A 19,676-nucleotide genomic window follows, 5' to 3' on the forward strand; every position below is an offset into this window, starting at 1 on the left:
CATGCGTAATCTATTGATTGTTGTCGCTGTGATTCTAGCAATACTTGGCTATTCATCACTGTTCACAGTGTCTGAAGGCGAGCGCGCGATTGTGATTCGTTTTGGTAAAATCGCCCAGGACGAAAGCGGTCAGGCGGTGGTCTATCAGCCAGGCCTGCATTTTAAAGTGCCTTTTATTGAGCAGATCAGAAAACTGGACGCCCGGGTGAAAACCCTGGATGGTCAGCCGGATCGCTTTATTACCAGCGAGCAGAAAGACCTTATCGTTGATGCTTTTGTGAAATGGCGTATTTCCGACTTCTCGCAATTCTATTTATCCACCGGCGGTAATGAACGTCAGGCTGAAGATCTGTTAATGCGACGCATTAACTCTGGCCTGCGCAGCGAGTTTGGTACCCGTACCATTCGCGATATCGTTTCCGGTGAGCGGGATGAATTGATGGAGCAGGCGTTGGTTCAGGCTGGCGACGGTGCATCTGACTTAGGGGTGCAAATTCTCGACGTGCGGGTGAAGCAAATCAACTTGCCGACCGAGGTTAGCCAGTCTATTTTTGCCCGGATGCGTGCTGAACGTAATGCGGTAGCACGTGAACACCGTGCTGAAGGTCGCGCTGAAGCGGAATTCATCCGTGCTGATATCGACGCTCGGGTCACCGTTATGCTGGCTGATGCACAGCGTCAGGCACGTCAGATCCGTGGTGAAGGAGACGCTGAAGCAACTCGTATCTATGGTGAGTCATACAGCCAGGACCCAGAGTTCTTTGCCTTCCTGCGCAGTATGGAAGCCTACCGGGCGAGCTTTGCCGGTGGCGATGATGTATTGGTGTTAAGCCCGGATAGCGAGTTCTTCCGTTATTTGAGTCAAATGAGCGGTACTAACAACGACTAGCTTTGCTAAGGTTGTAACGACTGTGAATTAAAAAGCCGATGTGCAGGTAGGCCTGACATCGGCTTTTTTGTATGCTTGCGACAGCAACCAAGGAGACCTTATGTATAAACATCTGTATTCGCGCTTCCTGGCCCAGCGGCCAGATATTCTGCATTGCTCCCCGCATAGTCATTATTATTGGCCGGATGTTACCCGTGAGGCTCATATGCAGTATTGGGATGACGCGGCGCAGTATGCTGATGACAAATGGGATGTCATCTTTTCTCAGCGGGTCCCCTCAGTGCAGGCGTTAATTGCCGGGCGGCTGAATATCAGTCAGCCACAGCAAATTACATTTGCGCCAAATACACATGAATTTGTATACCGGATCTTAAGCTGTTTTGACCCCGCTAAAGCGATTAAAATTCTTACCACCGACAGTGAGTTTCATAGCTTTAACCGGCAGAGCCGTCGTTTACTGGAACGCGGCAATGTGCAGATAGAACGGGTTGCGACCGAGCCGTTCGACAGTTTCGCCGAGCGCTGGCGCGACGCGGTTGCCGCCTCTGAGTATGATTTAATTTTTATTAGCCAGGTGTTTTTTAATTCCGGGGTGGCGGCGCCCGAGCCTCGCTTATGGTTGGATGCAGTGCTGCGCGATGACAGCGTTATCGTGGTCGATGGCTACCATGGCTTTGGCGCCATACCGACCGACTGGTCAGCCTATGAGCAGCGAGTTTTCTATATCGCCGGGGGCTATAAATATGCCCAGGCCGGTGAGGGAACCTGCTTTATCGTTGTGCCGACGGACTGTTCGTTACGACCTGAGTACACGGGGTGGTTTGCTGACTTTGAAAACCTGGCCAAGCCGCAACAAGGCGCAGTTGAGTACGCAGCAGACGGCTTCCGGTTTGCCGGTTCAACCATGGATTATAGCGCGCTGTATCGATTCGAAGCGGTATTGAAGCTATGGCAAGAGCAAGGGTTGAGTGCCGATGTTATTGATCGCTATATACGCTCGCTGCAGGATGCGTTCTTAGAACACATAGATAGCCTGCAGCACCCACAATTGACACGTGCGAACTTACTGGTCGATGACTTCTCAACCCATGGCCACTTTTTCGCCTTCAAGCTGGCGTCAGCCGATGATGTCAGCAGACTCGCGTCGCGACTACGCGAACAGGGTGTAGCAACGGACTATCGACACGACCGCTTGCGGTTTGGCTTCGCGTTATATCAGAACCCAGAAGACTTTGCGCAGATTAAAGGCTGAAAATTTGGGTGAATTCTGAACGCCGCTTTGATAGAATCGCGGCTTAATTTTCCACTGCTTGAGAATCATGGGTAAAAACGTCGTTATTCTTGGCACCCAATGGGGTGACGAGGGCAAAGGTAAAATTGTCGATCTGCTTACAGACAAGGCAACTTACGTAGTCCGCTATCAGGGTGGTCACAATGCTGGCCATACGCTAGTCATCGATGGTGAAAAGACTGTTCTGCACTTAATCCCGTCTGGAATTTTGCGTGAAAACGTCACCTGCCTGATTGGCAATGGTGTGGTGTTGTCACCAGAAGCACTGATGGAAGAAGTTGAGATGCTGGAAAAGCGCGGTGTACCTGTCCGTGACCGTCTGCTTATCAGTGAGGCATGTCCGCTCATACTTCCCTACCATGTAGAACTCGACAAAGCGCGCGAGCTGGCACGTGGTAAAGAAGCAATTGGCACCACCGGACGTGGTATCGGCCCTGCATATGAAGACAAAGTCGCACGCCGTGCTTTACGTGTCGGTGACTTGTTAAATATGGAGCGGTTTGAGGCCAAGCTACGGGAAGTCATCGCATATCATAACTTCTCGTTGACTGAGTATTATAAGCAGCCAGCAGTGGATGCCGATGCGGTTCTTGCGTATTGCAAAGAAATCGCCCCTGTACTGATTAAAATGATTGCCGATATTCCGGGTATTCTGGATAAGGCTCGCCGCAATGGCGATCATATGATGTTTGAAGGCGCTCAGGGCACGCTGCTTGATATCGACCATGGTACCTATCCCTATGTGACCTCTTCGAATACCACGGCCGGTGGCGTTGCCACAGGCGCCGGTTTTGGTCCGCGTTATATCGATTATGTGCTGGGTATTGTCAAAGCCTATACCACCCGGGTGGGCTCAGGTCCGTTCCCGACCGAGCTTGAATGCGATGTTGGTCAGCATTTAGGGGTGAAAGGGCACGAATTCGGCGCTACCACCGGCCGTAAGCGACGTACTGGCTGGTTTGATGCCGTTGCCATGCGCCGCGCTGTTCAGCTGAACTCGATTAGTGGCCTTTGTCTGACCAAGTTAGACGTTCTCGATGGTCTGGACGAAGTTAAGATTTGTACCGGGTATAAGTTACCGTCTGGAGAGGTTGTTGAGTTACCGCCTTTATCAGCGGAAGACTACGATGCCGTCGAACCGGTCTATCAGACCATGAAAGGCTGGCAGCAACCGACCATAGGCGCGACGAAGCACGAACAGTTGCCTGCCGAAGCGCTGGCTTTCATTGCCCGAATCGAAGCGTTGCTTGAGGTTCCGGTTGATATTATCTCAACGGGTCCGGATCGGATCGAGACGATAACCTTGCGCCATCCGTTCTCGGCGTAAGCGTTGAAAGAAGCCGTAAGGTAGGGGAGATGCCTGTCATTAAACCTACCTTGCGTTTGCAGCTAAATGTGTAAAAAGCACCCGCTTTAGGCAAAAATTGAGCACTTAGCCGCAAAAATCAAAAAAAATCCCGATTAGCTGTTGCAAGAGTAAAATCCATGCCATAGAATGCGCTCCACCTAAACGGTGAAGCCGGCATAGCTCAGTTGGTAGAGCAACTGACTTGTAATCAGTAGGTCCCGAGTTCGACTCTTGGTGCCGGCACCATTTAGAAAAAAATTTGTGGAGGGGTTCCCGAGTGGCCAAAGGGATCAGACTGTAAATCTGACGGCTCAGCCTTCGCAGGTTCGAATCCTGCCCCCTCCACCATTTTTTCTGCAGACCCCAGGTAGCCGAAAGTAAGATTTGCGGGTGTCGTATAATGGCTATTACCTCAGCCTTCCAAGCTGATGATGCGGGTTCGATTCCCGCCACCCGCTCCAATAAGAACATAATCCGTGCTGATATAGCTCAGTTGGTAGAGCGCACCCTTGGTAAGGGTGAGGTCGGCGGTTCAAATCCGCCTATCAGCACCATTCTTTTGCGTTCTTATTCTTCTTTGCCAGCTTCCTGCCTCTGCATTAAATTGAATGTTTTATAAACCTAAGCACTGGTGAGTATCGTCACCGAGCGTATTAAAGAGAGGCTGTCATGGCTAAAGAAAAATTTGAACGTAGTAAACCGCACGTAAACGTCGGTACTATCGGTCACGTTGACCATGGTAAAACCACGCTAACGGCGGCGATCACCACTGTATTGGCAAAAGTTTACGGCGGTGCGGCAAAAGACTTCGCATCAATCGACAACGCTCCAGAAGAGCGTGAGCGTGGTATCACTATCTCAACGTCACACGTTGAGTATGACACTCCGATCCGTCACTATGCGCACGTTGACTGCCCAGGTCACGCTGACTACGTGAAAAACATGATCACCGGTGCTGCTCAGATGGACGGCGCTATTCTGGTAGTCGCTGCGACAGATGGCCCAATGCCACAGACTCGTGAGCACATCCTGCTGTCTCGTCAGGTAGGCGTACCTTTCATCGTTGTATTCATGAACAAATGTGACATGGTTGACGATGAAGAGCTGCTTGAGCTGGTAGAAATGGAAGTTCGTGAACTTCTGTCAGAGTACGACTTCCCAGGCGACGACCTGCCAGTTATTCAGGGCTCAGCTCTGAAAGCACTGGAAGGTGACGAAGCATGGGAGAAGAAAATTGTTGAGCTGGCCGAAGCCCTGGATTCTTACATTCCAGAGCCAGAGCGTGACATCGACAAGCCGTTCCTGATGCCAATCGAAGACGTATTCTCTATCTCAGGCCGTGGTACTGTTGTAACAGGTCGTGTAGAGCGCGGTATCGTGAATACTGGTGACGAAGTTGAAATCGTGGGTATCAAAGACACTACGAAGACAACCGTAACGGGTGTTGAGATGTTCCGTAAGCTGCTTGACGAAGGTCGTGCAGGCGAGAACATCGGCGCATTGTTGCGTGGTACTAAGCGTGAAGATATCCAGCGTGGTCAAGTATTGGCTAAGCCAGGTTCAATCACTCCGCATACCAAGTTTGAAGCAGAAGTGTACGTACTGAGCAAAGAAGAAGGCGGACGTCACACTCCATTCTTCAAAGGCTATCGTCCACAGTTCTACTTCCGTACGACTGACGTTACTGGTGCTGTAGAGCTGCCAGAAGGCGTAGAGATGGTTATGCCTGGTGACAACATCAAGTTCGTAGTGGACCTGATTGCACCAATCGCGATGGACGACGGTCTGCGTTTCGCCATCCGTGAAGGTGGCCGTACTGTAGGCGCTGGTGTTGTATCTAAGATCTTAGATTAATTGGTAGCGCAGGCTTAGCCTGCGGTCAGCCAACAGCAATATCGAGAAAAGGGCTCCCATTGGGAGCCCTTTTTGTTTTGTGGAATTATAAATTCCACTCGAAGTTATGTTGATATTGTGTTGAAATCGCTGTTCATTTTATTGGATATATGGTTGTTAAGGAATGACAGTGATGCCACGTATTTTAGTTTGTATACTTACTTTGACTCTATTTTTACCCGTTTCAGGCGCTCAGGCGAAAGAGGGTGATCTAACTTTCGGCCTAGGGCTCGGATTCTCGTATTCGGGACTGGGCGGGTATGCTGCGCATCACTTCGGAAAACAATCAATCGCTTTAAGCGCCGGACTAACAACGTATTCGAGCTATGGCCATAGCTATGGCGCAGGCCTGTCCTGGCGACACACTGGTTTGCTGAGTGAAGCCAGATTTGCGCCTAACCGCCATGCGCTAGGCGTGTATATTGGCGCAATCGGCGATGAAAGTTATACCAACAAAACGGTTTGGGGTGGCGGTCCAAGCTATCACTATTATAGTGATGGAATGCAAAATACTGGCCTTGTCGTAGGGCTGAGTTTCTTGGTTAGTGATGGTAGGGACCGCAGAAAAATGGTAGCGCTGTCGCTCGGCTATCAATTTTAGCGGCGGCGGTTGCGATGGTGGCTTAGTTGAGTCTGTCGTACACTATAGATACTTGTAGTTAGTAGGAGGCGTCAATGACCACCTGGATCAGTCACCGTGGGTATACCAAGAATGCCACTGAGAACACTGCAAAGGCGTTTGAAGACGCCATAGAACTGGGTTTCGATCACCTCGAGACCGACTTGCGTACGACTCGCGATGGCCACATTGTGCTTTGTCACGACCCTGAACTGTCGCGTATCAGTGCGCAAACAACTACCGTCAATCAGCTAACCCGAAAAGAGCTAGAGGCGATCAAGCTGATCAAAGGTGAGCCATTGCTTTTTTTTGACGAGTTCATTGAGCGCTACAGCCATTTAAACTGGATTTTGGATATTAAGCCCGATAGCGCCGAACAAACTATCAGGCAACTTGAGCACTGGATGCGAGATCCAAAGGCAGAAGCTCTGTTGACGAATCGTGCACGTTTTCTGATGTGGCACCCGGACCACGAAGTACAGGTCCAGCGCACCATAGATAATGCGTTTTGTCTGGCACGGGACAAAGCGTGCGTGCGTGCAGGGCTGTCGGCGTTGGTGGGAGCGGCTGCATTGGGTGTAAAGGCAGAGCAGGTGTATGCGATCCCACCTAAACTTGGCGGACTGCCGTTACTCGGTGCCGGCCTGGTGAAGCGTTATCACAAACAGAATGCGAAGGTCATTGGTTACTTGCCAGAAACGCTGGTCGAACATGAACAGGCACTCAAAGCCGGCGTCGATGAGCTGCTGACAAATCACGCGCACCTGATGCGTGACTTGTCGACAAAGCGCGGATAGTTAACGATAAAGATGAACCTAAAACGACAGGAACAGGCGATGACTCAGGCATGGATACTCGGCGCAGTTAGCATACTTTGCTCAGGCGCCGCATTGGCCCAAACCACCTACCATGTGGGTGTAGGCGCAGGGCCGGAATATGGCGGCTTGGGCGCCACCATCGAGCGAGTGACCGATAATGACAAGATTACCGTCGGTGGCGGGCTTGTGAATAGCCATCGGATTGCTGGTGAGGCCTATGGTGCAAGCCTGATGTATCACCGTTTCGATTTGATCAATGCAGCAAGCGGTGAGCATGCTCTTGGCATTGGCATCGCACCGGTTGGTCATCGCTGGAGGTATTTTGTCGAGCAGGACACCGCCGGTCGGTGGCACTACCGAACCGATTACCATGATGTTATCTATGGGGGGCTACTTGCCTATAACTACCACCCTCGCGGTGCGTCCCTCGGTGGTTTCCATGTTGGCGTGTCCTACGGCTATGGTTCGCGGGCTGGAGAAACCGCTAGCGGACTCAATATTACCTTTGGCTACAGGTTTAACTAAGCGCGCGGCCTTGCTTTCGCAAGTTTGATCGGTATAATACGGCGTCCATCCTAATCAGCCTTCATTTCCCTTGTTTTCCTTCTACACGGGGTTAGTCCAAGATTTGGGTGGTATGTGTTTTTAGGGGTGTAGTTCCAATTGGTAGAACAGCGGTCTCCAAAACCGACGGTTGGGGGTTCGAATCCCTCCACCCCTGCCATATTCGACAGAGTGCTTCGGCATTTGGTGTTAAGCGTACATTGCAGGATTAGCAACCATGAGTGCAAATACAGAGAGTCAATCTACCCCAATGGAAGCCCTTAAGTGGGTCATCGTGATTGCGCTGCTGGCGGCGGCAGTCGTCGGTAACTACATGTATGATGACGTATCAGTGGTGTTTCGTGCCCTGGGAGTGGTTTTACTTGTTGTTGCAGCGGGTCTGATAGCAAGCCGTACCGTGAAAGGTCAGACGTTTATTTCGTTTGCTAAAGAAAGCCGTATTGAAGTACGCAAAGTGGTTTGGCCAAGCCGTAAAGAAGCAACCCAAACCACAGCGATCGTATTAATTGCGACCTTGATTGTGGCACTGCTGTTATGGGGCCTCGACGGGATTCTAGTGCGGGTTGTCGGTATGGCAACTGGTATTAGCGCGTAATTTAAGCTGCAAACCAAGCGGAGATCATCATGGCGGAAGAACAGAAAAAACGTTGGTATGTAGTACAGGCTTTCTCTGGCTACGAGCAGCGCGTACAGAAAACCTTGCTTGAGTACATTAAAACGCAGGGCATGGAAGACTTATTTGGTGAGGTTTTAGTACCGACCGAAGAAGTTGTAGAAATGCGTGGTGGTCAGCGCCGTAAAAGCGCGCGCAAGTTCTTCCCCGGTTACGTACTGGTGCAAATGGTGATGAACGAAGACACCTGGCATTTAGTTAAAAGTACGCCGCGAGTACTTGGCTTTATTGGTGGTACTGCTGAGCGACCTGCTCCTATTACCAGCAAAGAAGCGGATTCAATACTGAATCGTCTCAATGAGTCTGAAGACAAACCGCGTCCGAAAACGATGTTTGAACCGGGCGAAGTGGTACGGGTTACCGACGGTCCGTTTGCAGATTTCAATGGTACGGTTGAAGAAGTCGATTACGAAAAGAGCCGGATGAAAGTCTCGGTTTCAATCTTTGGCCGCTCGACGCCGGTCGATTTAGATTTCGGTCAAGTCGAAAAGTCTTGATCAGAGCCGCGGATTTGTATATAATCCGCGCTCAAATTTTCATCGGGAAGCCATTTGAGCCACCTTCCTCAAGGTCTGGCGAGGCGTTTAACCCATAGCAGAGGTAGAGAAACATGGCTAAAAAAGTAAGTGCCATTATCAAGCTGCAAGTAGCAGCTGGTGCAGCTAACCCTTCACCACCCGTAGGTCCAGCATTGGGTCAGCACGGTGTTAACATCATGGAATTCTGTAAAGCGTTTAACGCGCAAACAGACAACCTTGAAAAAGGTGCTCCGGTTCCAGTTGAAATCACTGTGTTTGAAGACCGTTCTTTCACCTTTATCACTAAGACTCCTCCTGCAGCGTTCTTGCTGAAAAAAGCAGCGGGTATCAAAAGTGGTTCAGGCGAGCCTAACAAGAAGAAAGTGGGTACCGTTACCCGCGCTCAGTTAGAAGAAATCGCTACTATGAAAGATCCGGATCTGACTGCAGCGTCTATGGATGCAGCAGTTCGTACTATCGCGGGTTCAGCTCGCTCAATGGGCTTGAACGTAGAGGGTTAATGCAATGGCAAAACTAACTAAGCGTATGCGTACCATTCGCGAAAAAGTTGAAATTCGCGATTACGACGTAAACGAAGCAATCGCTTTGTTGAAAGAATTAGCAACTGCCAAGTTCACTGAAAGCGTAGACGTTTCAGTCAACTTGGGAATTGATGCACGTAAATCAGACCAAAACGTTCGTGGTGCAACTGTACTGCCTAACGGTACTGGCCGTGATGTTCGTGTAGCCGTATTCACCTCTGGCGACAATGCTGAAAAAGCAAAAGCTGCTGGTGCAGACCTGGTTGGTATGGAAGACCTGGCTGAGCAAGTGAAGAAAGGCGAAATGAATTTTGACGTTGTTATTGCATCACCTGATGCAATGCGCGTTGTTGGCCAGTTAGGTCAGGTTTTAGGTCCTCGTGGTCTGATGCCAAACCCGAAAACTGGTACGGTTACCCCAGACGTAGCAACTGCGGTTCAAAACGCAAAAGCTGGTCAGGTTCGGTATCGTAACGACAAAAATGGTATCATCCACTGCACTATCGGCCGTGTAGATTTCGATGACGCTAAACTGAAAGAAAATTTAGAAGCACTGCTGGCTGCTCTTAAGAAAGCCAAGCCGTCTTCTGCGAAAGGTGCGTTTATTAAACGCATTAGCTTGTCGACCACTATGGGCGCAGGCGTTCGTGTTGACCAAGGTACCCTAAGCGATAAAGCTTAAGGCTGGTCTGTTGTCGCTAACTTAGGTTAGCGGGAACCAAAGGTTTTAGGGTTGGAGTTGCCTCTCATTATGATGCGGCTCTCATCCAAGACCGCAGGTGTCCACACCGGGAGGTGAGGGCTTAATCTTTTTTCTTCGGAAAGGGGCCTGCGCAGATGGTGACATCCGACTCAGACTCTCTGGGAGAGATTCACCGTGACAAAGGGGTAGCGACGCTTCGGCAGAACTACCAACTTGTAACGAAAGAACTGAGGTGGAAACACCAAGGTTCTTACATTAAGAGGTGATACTAGTGGCACTAGGTTTAGATGCAAAAAAGGCGATCGTTAAAGAAGTTAACGAAGTCGCTTCGCAGGCACTATCCGTCGCTGTTGCTGAGTATCGTGGAATCGAAGTTGCGGACATGACCAAACTTCGTACCTTAGCTCGTGAGCAGGGCGTACACCTTCAGGTTGTACGAAACACCCTGGCGAAACGCGCTTTTGAAGGTACAAACTTTGCGGACATGGACGAGGCATTGAAGGGTCCACTTCTCTACGGTTTTTCTTTGGAAGCACCAGGCGGCGCTGCTCGTCTGTTCAAAGATTTTCATAAAGAGAACAAAAACCTGAATGTGACTGCGCTATCGATCGGTAACGGTCTGATGGGTCCAGAAAAACTGGACGCTGTAGCGTCACTTCCGACTCGCGACGAAGCATTGGCTAAATTGCTTGCCACCTTCAAAGCGCCGGTTACTAAATTTGTTCGTACTATTAACGAAGTACCAACTAAATTTGTCCGCGTATTGGGTGCAATCAAAGACGCTAAATAAGCGATATTTTTTTAATCGAATTAACATTCATAATCCCAGGAGTTTAGAGACATGGCTCTGACCAAAGAAGACATTTTAAACGCGATCGCTGATATGCCAGTTATGGAACTGGTTGAACTGATCGAAGCTGCTGAAGAAAAATTCGGTGTTGACGCATCTGCTGCTGTTGCAGTAGCTGCACCTGCTGCTGGCGGCGAAGCTGCTGCAGAAGAGCAGACTGAATTTGACGTAATCCTGAAAGCTGCTGGTAGCAACAAAGTTTCTGCTATCAAAGCTGTGCGTAGCGCAACCGGTCTTGGCTTGAAAGAAGCTAAAGCATTGGTTGAGTCTGCTCCAGTAGCAGTTAAAGAAGGCGTTGCAAAAGACGAAGCAGAAGAGCTGAAGAAAACGCTTGAAGAAGCTGGTGCAGAAGTTGAACTTAAGTAAGTTCTGTTTGCATTAAGGCCTTTTTAGGGCTTGGGCTGGTGACTTTTTAGTCACCAGCCCTTTTGCGCTAAAGAGGATGCATCCATTTCCACTACAGTTTGGGATGCATTTAGTATAGAAATTGTAGTAGTAGCTGCCACGCAGTTTGGCAGTTAGGGTCAGAAATCAGCTAGCTGAGGAACCCCATGGCGTACTCCTACTCTGAGAAAAAACGAATTCGTAAGGACTTTGGTAAGCGCCCACACGTGCTTGAAGTACCTTACTTACTATCTATTCAGCTTGATTCATTTAAAAAGTTTATTGATGCCGACCCAGAAGGCCAATATGGCTTGGAAGCCGCATTTCGTTCGGTCTTTCCAATTACCAGCTATTCGGGTAACGCAGAACTAAAATACGTGAGCTATCGCTTAGGCGATCCCGTATTTGATGTAAATGAATGTCAAATTCGCGGGGTGACTTATTCAGCACCACTGCGGGTCAAGCTGCACATGGTGCTATATGACAAAGACGCACCAGCAGGCACAGTAAAAGACATTAAAGAGCAGGAAGTCTACATGGGCGAAATTCCGCTCATGACCGAGAATGGTACTTTTGTAATCAATGGTACCGAACGTGTTATCGTTTCTCAGCTGCATCGTTCGCCAGGCGTATTCTTTGACCATGACAAGGGTAAAACCCATTCGTCAGGCAAAGTGCTATATAACGCTCGCGTGATTCCTTACCGCGGATCCTGGCTGGATTTCGAGTTTGACCCGAAAGACAACGTATTTGTACGTATCGACCGTCGCCGTAAACTGCCTGCGTCTATCATTTTGCGTGCGCTTGAGTACAGCAATGAAGAAATTCTTGCTCTATTCTTTGAAACCACACACTTTGAAGTTAAACGTGACAAGATCTTACTGACCCTGATCCCAGAACGTCTGCGTGGTGAAACTGCGCTGTTTGATATCAAAGACGACAAAGGTGATGTGCTGGTTGAGACAGGCCGTCGGATTACCGCACGCCATATTAAGCAACTGGAAAAACTGAACATCGAAGAGATGGAAGTTCCGGTTGATTACCTGGTAGGCAAAGTGCTGGCGAAAGACTATGTGAACACCAAAACTGGTGAACTGGTTGCCTCTGCGAATGACGTGATTACGTTAGAGTTACTGGCTGAACTTCGTGAAGCCGGCTTCAAAAAATTCGACACCTTGTTCATGAACGACCTCGATCATGGTCCGTACATGAGTGAAACCCTGCGCATCGATAACTCGACCAACCGCTTAGAAGCGCTGGTTGAAATTTATCGTATGATGCGTCCAGGCGAGCCGCCAACCAAAGATGCGGCTGAAGCATTGTTTGAAAACCTGTTCTTCTCTGAAGACCGTTATGACCTGTCAACGGTAGGCCGGATGAAGTTTAACCGTCGCCTTGGCCGTGATGGTGAAACCGGTTCTGGTAACCTGAGCAAAGAAGACATCGTTGCGGTTATGCAGAAGCTGATCGAGATCCGTAACGGTCTGGACGTTGTCGATGACATCGACCACCTGGGTAACCGTCGTATCCGTTCTGTCGGCGAAATGGCTGAAAACCAGTTCCGCGTCGGTCTGGTCCGTGTTGAACGTGCTGTTAAAGAGCGTTTGAGCCTGGGCGACCTGGACAGCGTAATGCCGCAAGATCTGATCAACGCTAAGCCTATTTCGGCGGCGGTGAAAGAGTTCTTCGGTTCAAGTCAGCTGTCTCAGTTTATGGATCAGAACAACCCGTTGTCAGAAGTGACCCATAAGCGTCGTATTTCTGCGCTTGGTCCGGGCGGTTTGACCCGTGAACGTGCAGGCTTTGAAGTTCGTGACGTGCATCCGACTCACTACGGTCGCTTATGCCCAATCGAAACGCCGGAAGGCCCGAACATCGGTTTGATTAACTCCTTATCGTCGTTCTCGCGTTCTAACGAATATGGCTTCCTTGAAACGCCGTACCGCCGTGTTGAAAACGGTGTGGTAACGGACGAAGTTGACTACCTGTCAGCGATCGAAGAAGGCAAGTACATCATTGGTCAGGCAAACATTGCGTTGACCGATGACGGTGCGATTGAAGAAGATTTAGTACCATGTCGTCACCAGGGTGAATTTACTCTGACCAGTAAAGAACAGGTCCAGTATATGGACGTGTCACCACAGCAGATCGTATCAATTGCAGCGGCTCTGATTCCGTTCCTTGAACACGATGATGCAAACCGTGCTTTGATGGGTTCAAACATGCAACGTCAGGCCGTGCCTACTTTGCGTGCTGACAAGCCGCTGGTTGGTACTGGTGTTGAGCGTACCGTTGCGGTCGACTCTGGTGTTACCGTGATTGCAAAACGTGGTGGTGTGATCGACTACGTAGACGCGAGCCGGATTGTGGTTAAGGTTAATGAAGAAGAAATGGTACCTGGCGAAGCCGGTATCGATATCTACAACCTGACCAAGTACACCCGTTCGAACCAGAACACCTGTATTAACCAGAAACCAACGGTTAACCCGGGTGAACCAGTTCAACGTGGCGATGTATTAGCAGATGGTCCGTCAACTGACATGGGTGACCTGGCGCTGGGCCAAAACATGCGCGTGGCATTTATGCCATGGAACGGTTACAACTTCGAGGACTCGATTCTGATTTCAGAGCGTGTCGCGATTGAAGACCGTTTAACCACGATTCACATTCAGGAACTGAACTGTGTAGCGCGTGACACCAAGTTAGGTCCGGAAGAAATTACCTCTGACATTCCTAATGTCGGTGAATCGGCGCTGTCCAAGCTGGATGAGTCTGGTGTTGTGTATATCGGTGCTGAAGTAAATGGCGGCGATATCCTGGTCGGTAAGGTCACACCAAAAGGTGAAACCCAGCTGACGCCGGAAGAGAAACTGCTACGTGCTATCTTTGGTGAAAAAGCATCTGACGTAAAAGACAGTTCATTGCGCGTACCAAACGGCGTGACTGGTACGGTAATTGACGTGCAGGTGTTTACCCGTGACGGTGTTGAAAAAGACAAACGTGCACTGGATATCGAAGAGATGCAGCTGGCTCAGGTTAAGAAAGATTTAACCGACGAGTTTAAGATCCTTGAAGAAGGTGTCTATGCACGTGTTCGTAACCTGCTTCTGGCGAATGGCTTTGATGAATCTAAGCTGGCCGCGCTAGAGCGCAGCAAGTGGTTGATCCAAAACCTCAGAAACGAAGACGCGCAACAGCAACTTGAGTACCTGGCGCAACAGCATGAAGAGCTGCGCACAGATTACGACAAACGCTATGACGAAAAACGCCGTAAGATCACTCAGGGCGATGACCTGCAGCCTGGCGTACTGAAGATCGTTAAGGTCTACCTGGCTGTTAAACGTCGCATCCAACCGGGTGACAAAATGGCCGGTCGTCACGGTAACAAAGGTGTTATCTCGACTATCGTACCGGTAGAAGACATGCCGTACGACGAAAACGGTGAGCCTGTTGATATCGTGCTCAACCCGTTGGGTGTACCGTCGCGGATGAACGTGGGTCAGATCCTGGAAACTCACTTAGGCGCAGCTGCGCGTGGTATTGGTCGTAAGATCGAGACCATGCTGAAAGAACAGCGTGCGTTAGCAGAACTGCGTGAGTTCCTGCAAAAAGTGTATGACCTTGGTGAATGTCGCCAGCAAGTTAATATTGCTGAATTCAGTGATGACGAAGTGTTACGTCTGGCCGACAACCTGAAAGCTGGTCTGCCAACTGCGACACCAGTGTTCGATGGTGCAATTGAGTCTGAAATTAAGTCGCTGCTGAAATTAGCGGACTTACCAGAGTCAGGCCAGATCACCTTGTGTGACGGTCGTACTGGTAATGAGTTTGAGCGTCCGGTAACCGTTGGTTACATGTACATGCTGAAACTGAACCACTTGGTTGACGATAAGATGCACGCCCGTTCGACTGGTTCGTACAGCCTGGTTACTCAGCAGCCGCTGGGTGGTAAGGCACAGTTTGGTGGTCAGCGCTTCGGTGAGATGGAAGTATGGGCACTGGAAGCATACGGCGCGGCGTACACCTTGCAAGAAATGCTAACGGTTAAGTCGGATGACGTGAACGGCCGTACGAAGATGTACAAGAACATTGTTGACGGCAACCATCAGATGGATCCAGGCATGCCGGAATCGTTCAACGTACTGTTGAAGGAAATCCGCTCGCTTGGGATCAACATCGAGTTGGAAGACGATTAGCCGTCACGGCGCAAGCCATGGCATCTTAGGCGGGAGCCTTAACCGGCTCCCCGAAGGTTTAACTCCGACAGGAGAAGAAGCGTGAAAGATTTACTAAAGTTTCTAAAACCAGCTAACCAAGCGGAAGAGTTTAATGGTATCCGCATTGGTCTGGCGTCGCCTGACCAGGTTAGAAGTTGGTCGTATGGCGAAGTCAAAAAGCCGGAAACCATTAACTACCGTACCTTCAAGCCAGAACGTGACGGCTTGTTCTGTGCGCGTATTTTCGGCCCGGTCAAAGACTATGAGTGCTTGTGTGGTAAATACAAGCGTCTCAAACACCGTGGTGTTATCTGCGAGAAGTGTGGCGTTGAAGTAACTCTGACCAAAGTGCGTCGTGAGCGCATGGGCCACATTGAACTGGCAAGCCCGGTTGCACATATCTGGTTCCTTAAGTCATTGCCGTCTCGTATCGGCCTGATGCTGGATATGACCCTGCGTGATATCGAGCGGGTGCTGTACTTTGAAAGCTATGTCGTAATCGACGCCGGTATGACGTCGATGGAAGTCGGCTCGCTGCTAGGTGAAGAAGATTACCTGGATGCGCTTGAAGAGCACGGTGACGAGTTCGAAGCGAAGATGGGTGCTGAAGCCGTTCTGCATATGCTGCGTCAGGTTAACATGCCAGAGCAGATCAAAATGCTGCGCGAAGAGCTGCCTGAAACCAATTCAGAAACCAAGCGTAAGAAAATTTCTAAGCGCTTGAAGCTGCTTGAATCATTCGAACAGTCTGGCAACAAGCCAGAGTGGATGATTCTGCAAGTATTACCAGTTTTACCACCAGACTTACGTCCGTTGGTACCGCTGGACGGTGGCCGTTTTGCGACCTCAGATCTGAACGATTTGTATCGCCGCGTGATCAACCGTAACAACCGTTTGAAGCGTCTGCTTGATTTGGCTGCACCTGATATTATCGTACGTAACGAAAAGCGTATGTTGCAGGAAGCGGTCGATGCACTGTTAGACAATGGTCGTCGCGGTCGTGCGATTACTGGTTCTAACAAGCGTCCATTGAAGTCGCTGGCTGACATGATCAAAGGTAAGCAAGGTCGTTTCCGTCAGAACCTGTTGGGTAAACGTGTTGACTACTCAGGCCGTTCGGTTATCACCGTTGGTCCTAAGTTGCGTTTGCACCAGTGTGGTCTGCCGAAGAAAATGGCACTCGAACTGTTTAAGCCGTTTATCTATGGCAAGCTGGAAGGTCGTGGTTTAGCCACCACCATTAAAGCTGCGAAGAAAATGGTTGAGCGCGAGATCCCTGAAGTTTGGGACGTTCTGGACGAAGTTATCCGCGAACACCCGGTCCTCTTGAACCGTGCACCTACACTTCACCGTTTGGGTATCCAGGCGTTTGAACCTGTCCTTATCGAAGGTAAAGCAATTCAATTGCACCCGTTGGTTTGTGCGGCGTATAACGCTGACTTCGACGGTGACCAAATGGCGGTTCACTTGCCGTTGACCTTAGAAGCGCAAATGGAAGCACGTGCGCTGATGATGTCGACCAACAACATCCTGTCGCCTGCCAGTGGTGACCCAATCATCGTTCCGTCACAGGACGTTGTATTAGGTGTTTACTACATGACTCGTGAAGCGATCAACGCGAAGGGCGAGGGGATGATGTTTAAGAACCCGGCTGAAGCGGAGAAAGCTTACCGGACTGGCGCAGCAAGCATTCATGCCCGCGTTAAAGTACGCATCGACGATGTCGAGCGTGACGATGACGGTAATGTCACCGAGTACACGCACGTGGTCGATACCACCGTGGGTCGTGCCCTGTTGTCATTGATTCTGCCTAAGGGCATTAGTTATCAGAGCATCAACCAGAACATGGGCAAAAAGCAGATTTCAGCGTTGCTGAACAGCTGCTACCGTGACTGTGGTCTGAAAGACACCGTTATCTTTGCTGACCAACTGATGTACACCGGTTTCCATTATGCAATGGTTTCAGGTACCTCAGTCGGTATCAACGATATGGAAATTCCGGATGCGAAGAAAGAACTGATTGAAGGCGCGGAAGCTGAAGTTGCTGAAATTCAAGCGCAGTTTGAGCAGGGTCTGGTAACCTCAGGTGAGAAGTACAACAAGGTTATCGATATCTGGTCAACGGCCAACGAAAAAGTTTCTAAAGCGATGATGGAAAACCTGTCAAAAGAGACAGTGACCAATGCCAAAGGCGAGCAAGAAGAGCAAATGTCCTTCAACGCGGTCTTTATGATGGCTGACTCGGGCGCTCGTGGTAGCCCCGCACAGATCCGTCAGTTGGCTGGTATGCGTGGTCTGATGGCTAAGCCAGATGGTTCAATCATCGAAACCCCAATCGTTGCTAACTTCCGTGAAGGTCTGAACGTACTGCAGTACTTCATCTCAACTCACGGTGCGCGTAAAGGTTTGGCTGATACCGCATTGAAGACAGCGAACTCAGGGTATCTGACTCGTCGTCTGGTTGACGTGGCACAGGATCTGGTTATTACCGAATCCGATTGTGGCACCCTTGGTGGCCTGTACGTTAAACCATTGATTGAAGGTGGTGACGTAGTAGAACCATTGCGTGAACGTGTACTGGGCCGTGTCGTCTGTGAAGACGTCTTAGTGCCTGGCTCTGAAGATGTGCTAATCCCACGTAACACCCTGCTTGATGAAAAATGGTGTGACGTGCTGGAAGCCAATTCAGTGGACGAAATTAAAGTTCGCTCAATCATTACCTGTGACTCGTTACGCGGTGTGTGTTCACACTGTTACGGCCGTGACCTGGCACGTGGCCACATGGTTAACGAAGGTGAAGCAGTTGGTGTTATTGCTGCACAGTCTATCGGTGAGCCAGGTACTCAGCTTACCATGCGTACCTTCCACATCGGTGGTGCGGCTTCGCGGGCGTCAGCAGAGAACAACATCCAGGTTAAAAACCCTGGTAAGTTGAAACTGCACAATGCGAAAACCGTTGAAAACAGCGATACCCACCTGGTTATCACATCACGTTCAACCGAGTTAACGCTGATTGACGAATATGGTCGTGAGCGCGAGCGCTATAAAGTACCTTACGGTGCCATCCTGAAGAAGGGTGACGGCGCGGCGGTTGAAGGTGGCGAGACAGTAGCAAACTGGGACCCGCACACTCACCCAATCATTACCGAAGTAAAAGGTATGATTAAGTTTGTGGACATGATTGATGGCGTCACCATGACCACTCAAACCGACGAATTAACTGGCTTGAGCAGCTATGTTGTACTGGAAACTGGTCAACGTACCAGTGCTGGTAAAGACATGCGCCCAGCGGTTAAGTTGGTTGACCAGAATGGCGACGACGTGAATATCGCGGGTACCGATATGCCAGCGCAGTACTTCCTGCCAGGCGGTGCCATTGTCAGCTTAGCCGATGGTTCAGAAGTTGGTATCGGTGACACCCTGGCTCGTATTCCGCAGGAAGGTTCGAAAACACGGGATATCACCGGTGGTCTGCCACGCGTTGCTGACCTGTTCGAAGCGCGTAAGCCGAAAGAGCCTGCGATTCTTGCTGAAGTGACTGGTACGGTGTCGTTCGGTAAGGAAACCAAAGGTAAACGTCGTCTGATTATTACGCCGGCGGAAGGTGGTGATCACTACGAAGAGATGATTCCGAAATGGCGTCAGCTGAATGTCTTCGAAGGTGACCAGGTTAGCCGCGGTGAAGTTATTGCCGATGGTCCTGAAGCGCCGCACGATATTCTGCGTTTACGTGGTGTGTCTGCAGTTGCCAACTACATTACCAACGAAGTTCAGGAAGTTTACCGCCTGCAGGGTGTAAAAATTAACGATAAGCACATCGAAGCGATTGTTCGCCAGATGCTGCGTAAGGCGATGATTCTGCGTTCAGGTGACTCTGAGTTCTTAGAAGGTGAGCAGGTAGAAGTGGCTGCCGTGATCGAAAGAAACCGTGCGCTGGAAGCGGAAGGCAAAATGCCTGCGCTATACGAGCGTCAGTTACTGGGTATCACCAAAGCGTCACTGTCGACTGAGTCGTTTATTTCTGCGGCCTCGTTCCAGGAAACTACGCGCGTTCTTACTGAAGCAGCCGTGCAGGGTAAAGAAGACAGCCTGCAGGGTCTGAAAGAGAACGTTATCGTGGGCCGCCTAATCCCGGCGGGTACTGGCTATGCTTATCACCAGGACCGTGCGCGCAAACGTGCCGCGGCGATGGAAGCAACCCAGCAAACCACGGTCAGCGCGGAAGAAGCAGAACAAGCACTTTCCGACGCACTGAACGAAAGCAACGACAACGAGTAATCGTTATCACGTTAAAAAAAGGCCCTTCGGGGCCTTTTTTGTTGCCTGCGTTCGGGTGGGACGTGGTGGTGGAATAAACCACCGCCCCG

15 protein-coding genes and 5 tRNA genes are annotated in these 19,676 nt (G+C 50.1%); all 20 read left to right on the forward strand.

The features are described from left to right. Nucleotide 1 precedes the first annotated feature (1 nt). The 20 genes from hflC (at nt 2) to rpoC (ending at nt 19,587) form a co-directional block, all read left to right on the forward strand. Complete coding sequence (hflC, locus tag CWE14_RS05835) at nt 2–889, forward strand: protease modulator HflC (RefSeq protein ID WP_126798531.1); 888 nt, start codon at nt 2–4, stop codon at nt 887–889. Nucleotides 890–989: 100 nt separating this feature from the next. Then, on the forward strand, nt 990–2,141 hold the full coding sequence (locus CWE14_RS05840) for an aminotransferase class V-fold PLP-dependent enzyme (RefSeq protein ID WP_126798532.1): 1,152 nt from the start codon (nt 990–992) through the stop codon (nt 2,139–2,141). Nucleotides 2,142–2,208: 67 nt separating this feature from the next. Next, complete coding sequence (locus CWE14_RS05845) at nt 2,209–3,507, forward strand: adenylosuccinate synthase (protein WP_126798533.1); 1,299 nt, start codon at nt 2,209–2,211, stop codon at nt 3,505–3,507. 191 nt (nt 3,508–3,698) lie between these two features. Continuing rightward, nucleotides 3,699–3,774: transfer RNA gene (locus CWE14_RS05850), tRNA-Thr, on the forward strand. Nucleotides 3,775–3,791: 17 nt separating this feature from the next. Further along, a tRNA-Tyr gene (locus CWE14_RS05855) sits at nt 3,792–3,876 on the forward strand. Nucleotides 3,877–3,914: 38 nt separating this feature from the next. Next, nucleotides 3,915–3,989 (forward strand) — tRNA-Gly (locus tag CWE14_RS05860). Nucleotides 3,990–4,006: 17 nt separating this feature from the next. Next, nucleotides 4,007–4,082 (forward strand) — tRNA-Thr (locus tag CWE14_RS05865). A 115-nt stretch (nt 4,083–4,197) separates the two neighbouring features. Beyond that, nucleotides 4,198–5,382: an elongation factor Tu gene (gene tuf, locus CWE14_RS05870; protein WP_126788614.1), complete on the forward strand. Its 1,185-nt coding sequence runs from the start codon at nt 4,198–4,200 to the stop codon at nt 5,380–5,382. A gap of 172 nt (nt 5,383–5,554) precedes the next feature. Beyond that, the gene (locus CWE14_RS05875) at nt 5,555–6,022 is read left to right on the forward strand and encodes a hypothetical protein (RefSeq protein ID WP_126798534.1); all 468 of its coding nucleotides are present in this window, start codon (nt 5,555–5,557) and stop codon (nt 6,020–6,022) included. A 74-nt stretch (nt 6,023–6,096) separates the two neighbouring features. Next, nucleotides 6,097–6,837 (forward strand): glycerophosphodiester phosphodiesterase, encoded by a 741-nt coding sequence (locus CWE14_RS05880; protein ID WP_126798535.1) that lies wholly within the window; start codon nt 6,097–6,099, stop codon nt 6,835–6,837. Nucleotides 6,838–6,849: 12 nt separating this feature from the next. Further along, nucleotides 6,850–7,383 (forward strand): hypothetical protein, encoded by a 534-nt coding sequence (locus CWE14_RS05885; protein ID WP_126798536.1) that lies wholly within the window; start codon nt 6,850–6,852, stop codon nt 7,381–7,383. Between the two features lie 122 nt (nt 7,384–7,505). Beyond that, a tRNA-Trp gene (locus CWE14_RS05890) sits at nt 7,506–7,582 on the forward strand. Between the two features lie 57 nt (nt 7,583–7,639). Beyond that, a complete protein-coding gene (secE, locus tag CWE14_RS05895; protein WP_126798537.1) occupies nt 7,640–8,017 on the forward strand; it encodes a preprotein translocase subunit SecE in 378 nt (125 codons plus the stop codon). Nucleotides 8,018–8,046: 29 nt separating this feature from the next. After that, entirely contained in the window at nt 8,047–8,592 is a 546-nt protein-coding gene (gene nusG, locus CWE14_RS05900; protein WP_126788624.1) for a transcription termination/antitermination protein NusG, read from the forward strand. A 113-nt stretch (nt 8,593–8,705) separates the two neighbouring features. Next, nucleotides 8,706–9,134 carry a 50S ribosomal protein L11 gene (rplK, locus tag CWE14_RS05905; protein ID WP_126788623.1) on the forward strand — a complete coding sequence of 143 codons (429 nt, stop codon included), beginning with the start codon at nt 8,706–8,708 and terminating at the stop codon, nt 9,132–9,134. Between the two features lie 4 nt (nt 9,135–9,138). Further along, nucleotides 9,139–9,837 carry a 50S ribosomal protein L1 gene (gene rplA, locus CWE14_RS05910; RefSeq protein WP_126788622.1) on the forward strand — a complete coding sequence of 233 codons (699 nt, stop codon included), beginning with the start codon at nt 9,139–9,141 and terminating at the stop codon, nt 9,835–9,837. A gap of 292 nt (nt 9,838–10,129) precedes the next feature. Further along, nucleotides 10,130–10,648 (forward strand): 50S ribosomal protein L10, encoded by a 519-nt coding sequence (rplJ, locus tag CWE14_RS05915; RefSeq protein ID WP_126788621.1) that lies wholly within the window; start codon nt 10,130–10,132, stop codon nt 10,646–10,648. 51 nt (nt 10,649–10,699) lie between these two features. Next, nucleotides 10,700–11,074, forward strand: coding sequence for a 50S ribosomal protein L7/L12 (gene rplL, locus CWE14_RS05920; protein ID WP_126788620.1), 375 nt, complete (start codon nt 10,700–10,702; stop codon nt 11,072–11,074). Nucleotides 11,075–11,259: 185 nt separating this feature from the next. Then, nucleotides 11,260–15,288: a DNA-directed RNA polymerase subunit beta gene (rpoB, locus tag CWE14_RS05925; RefSeq protein ID WP_126788619.1), complete on the forward strand. Its 4,029-nt coding sequence runs from the start codon at nt 11,260–11,262 to the stop codon at nt 15,286–15,288. Between the two features lie 81 nt (nt 15,289–15,369). Further along, nucleotides 15,370–19,587 carry a DNA-directed RNA polymerase subunit beta' gene (rpoC, locus tag CWE14_RS05930; protein WP_126798538.1) on the forward strand — a complete coding sequence of 1,406 codons (4,218 nt, stop codon included), beginning with the start codon at nt 15,370–15,372 and terminating at the stop codon, nt 19,585–19,587. Nucleotides 19,588–19,676: the final 89 nt, after the last annotated feature.

This window comes from Aliidiomarina soli (assembly GCF_003986975.1).
GTDB classification, from domain to species: domain Bacteria; phylum Pseudomonadota; class Gammaproteobacteria; order Enterobacterales; family Alteromonadaceae; genus Aliidiomarina; species Aliidiomarina soli.

What these genes read in the sequence shown, in the direction of transcription:
- hflC (WP_126798531.1), top strand. Translation starts at nt 2, where the DNA reads ATGCGTAATCTATTGATTGTTGTCGCTGTGATTCTAGCAATACTTGGC.
- CWE14_RS05840 (WP_126798532.1), top strand. Translation starts at nt 990, where the DNA reads ATGTATAAACATCTGTATTCGCGCTTCCTGGCCCAGCGGCCAGATATT.
- CWE14_RS05845 (WP_126798533.1), top strand. Translation starts at nt 2,209, where the DNA reads ATGGGTAAAAACGTCGTTATTCTTGGCACCCAATGGGGTGACGAGGGC.
- tuf (WP_126788614.1), top strand. Translation starts at nt 4,198, where the DNA reads ATGGCTAAAGAAAAATTTGAACGTAGTAAACCGCACGTAAACGTCGGT.
- CWE14_RS05875 (WP_126798534.1), top strand. Translation starts at nt 5,555, where the DNA reads ATGCCACGTATTTTAGTTTGTATACTTACTTTGACTCTATTTTTACCC.
- CWE14_RS05880 (WP_126798535.1), top strand. Translation starts at nt 6,097, where the DNA reads ATGACCACCTGGATCAGTCACCGTGGGTATACCAAGAATGCCACTGAG.
- CWE14_RS05885 (WP_126798536.1), top strand. Translation starts at nt 6,850, where the DNA reads ATGAACCTAAAACGACAGGAACAGGCGATGACTCAGGCATGGATACTC.
- secE (WP_126798537.1), top strand. Translation starts at nt 7,640, where the DNA reads ATGAGTGCAAATACAGAGAGTCAATCTACCCCAATGGAAGCCCTTAAG.
- nusG (WP_126788624.1), top strand. Translation starts at nt 8,047, where the DNA reads ATGGCGGAAGAACAGAAAAAACGTTGGTATGTAGTACAGGCTTTCTCT.
- rplK (WP_126788623.1), top strand. Translation starts at nt 8,706, where the DNA reads ATGGCTAAAAAAGTAAGTGCCATTATCAAGCTGCAAGTAGCAGCTGGT.
- rplA (WP_126788622.1), top strand. Translation starts at nt 9,139, where the DNA reads ATGGCAAAACTAACTAAGCGTATGCGTACCATTCGCGAAAAAGTTGAA.
- rplL (WP_126788620.1), top strand. Translation starts at nt 10,700, where the DNA reads ATGGCTCTGACCAAAGAAGACATTTTAAACGCGATCGCTGATATGCCA.
- rpoB (WP_126788619.1), top strand. Translation starts at nt 11,260, where the DNA reads ATGGCGTACTCCTACTCTGAGAAAAAACGAATTCGTAAGGACTTTGGT.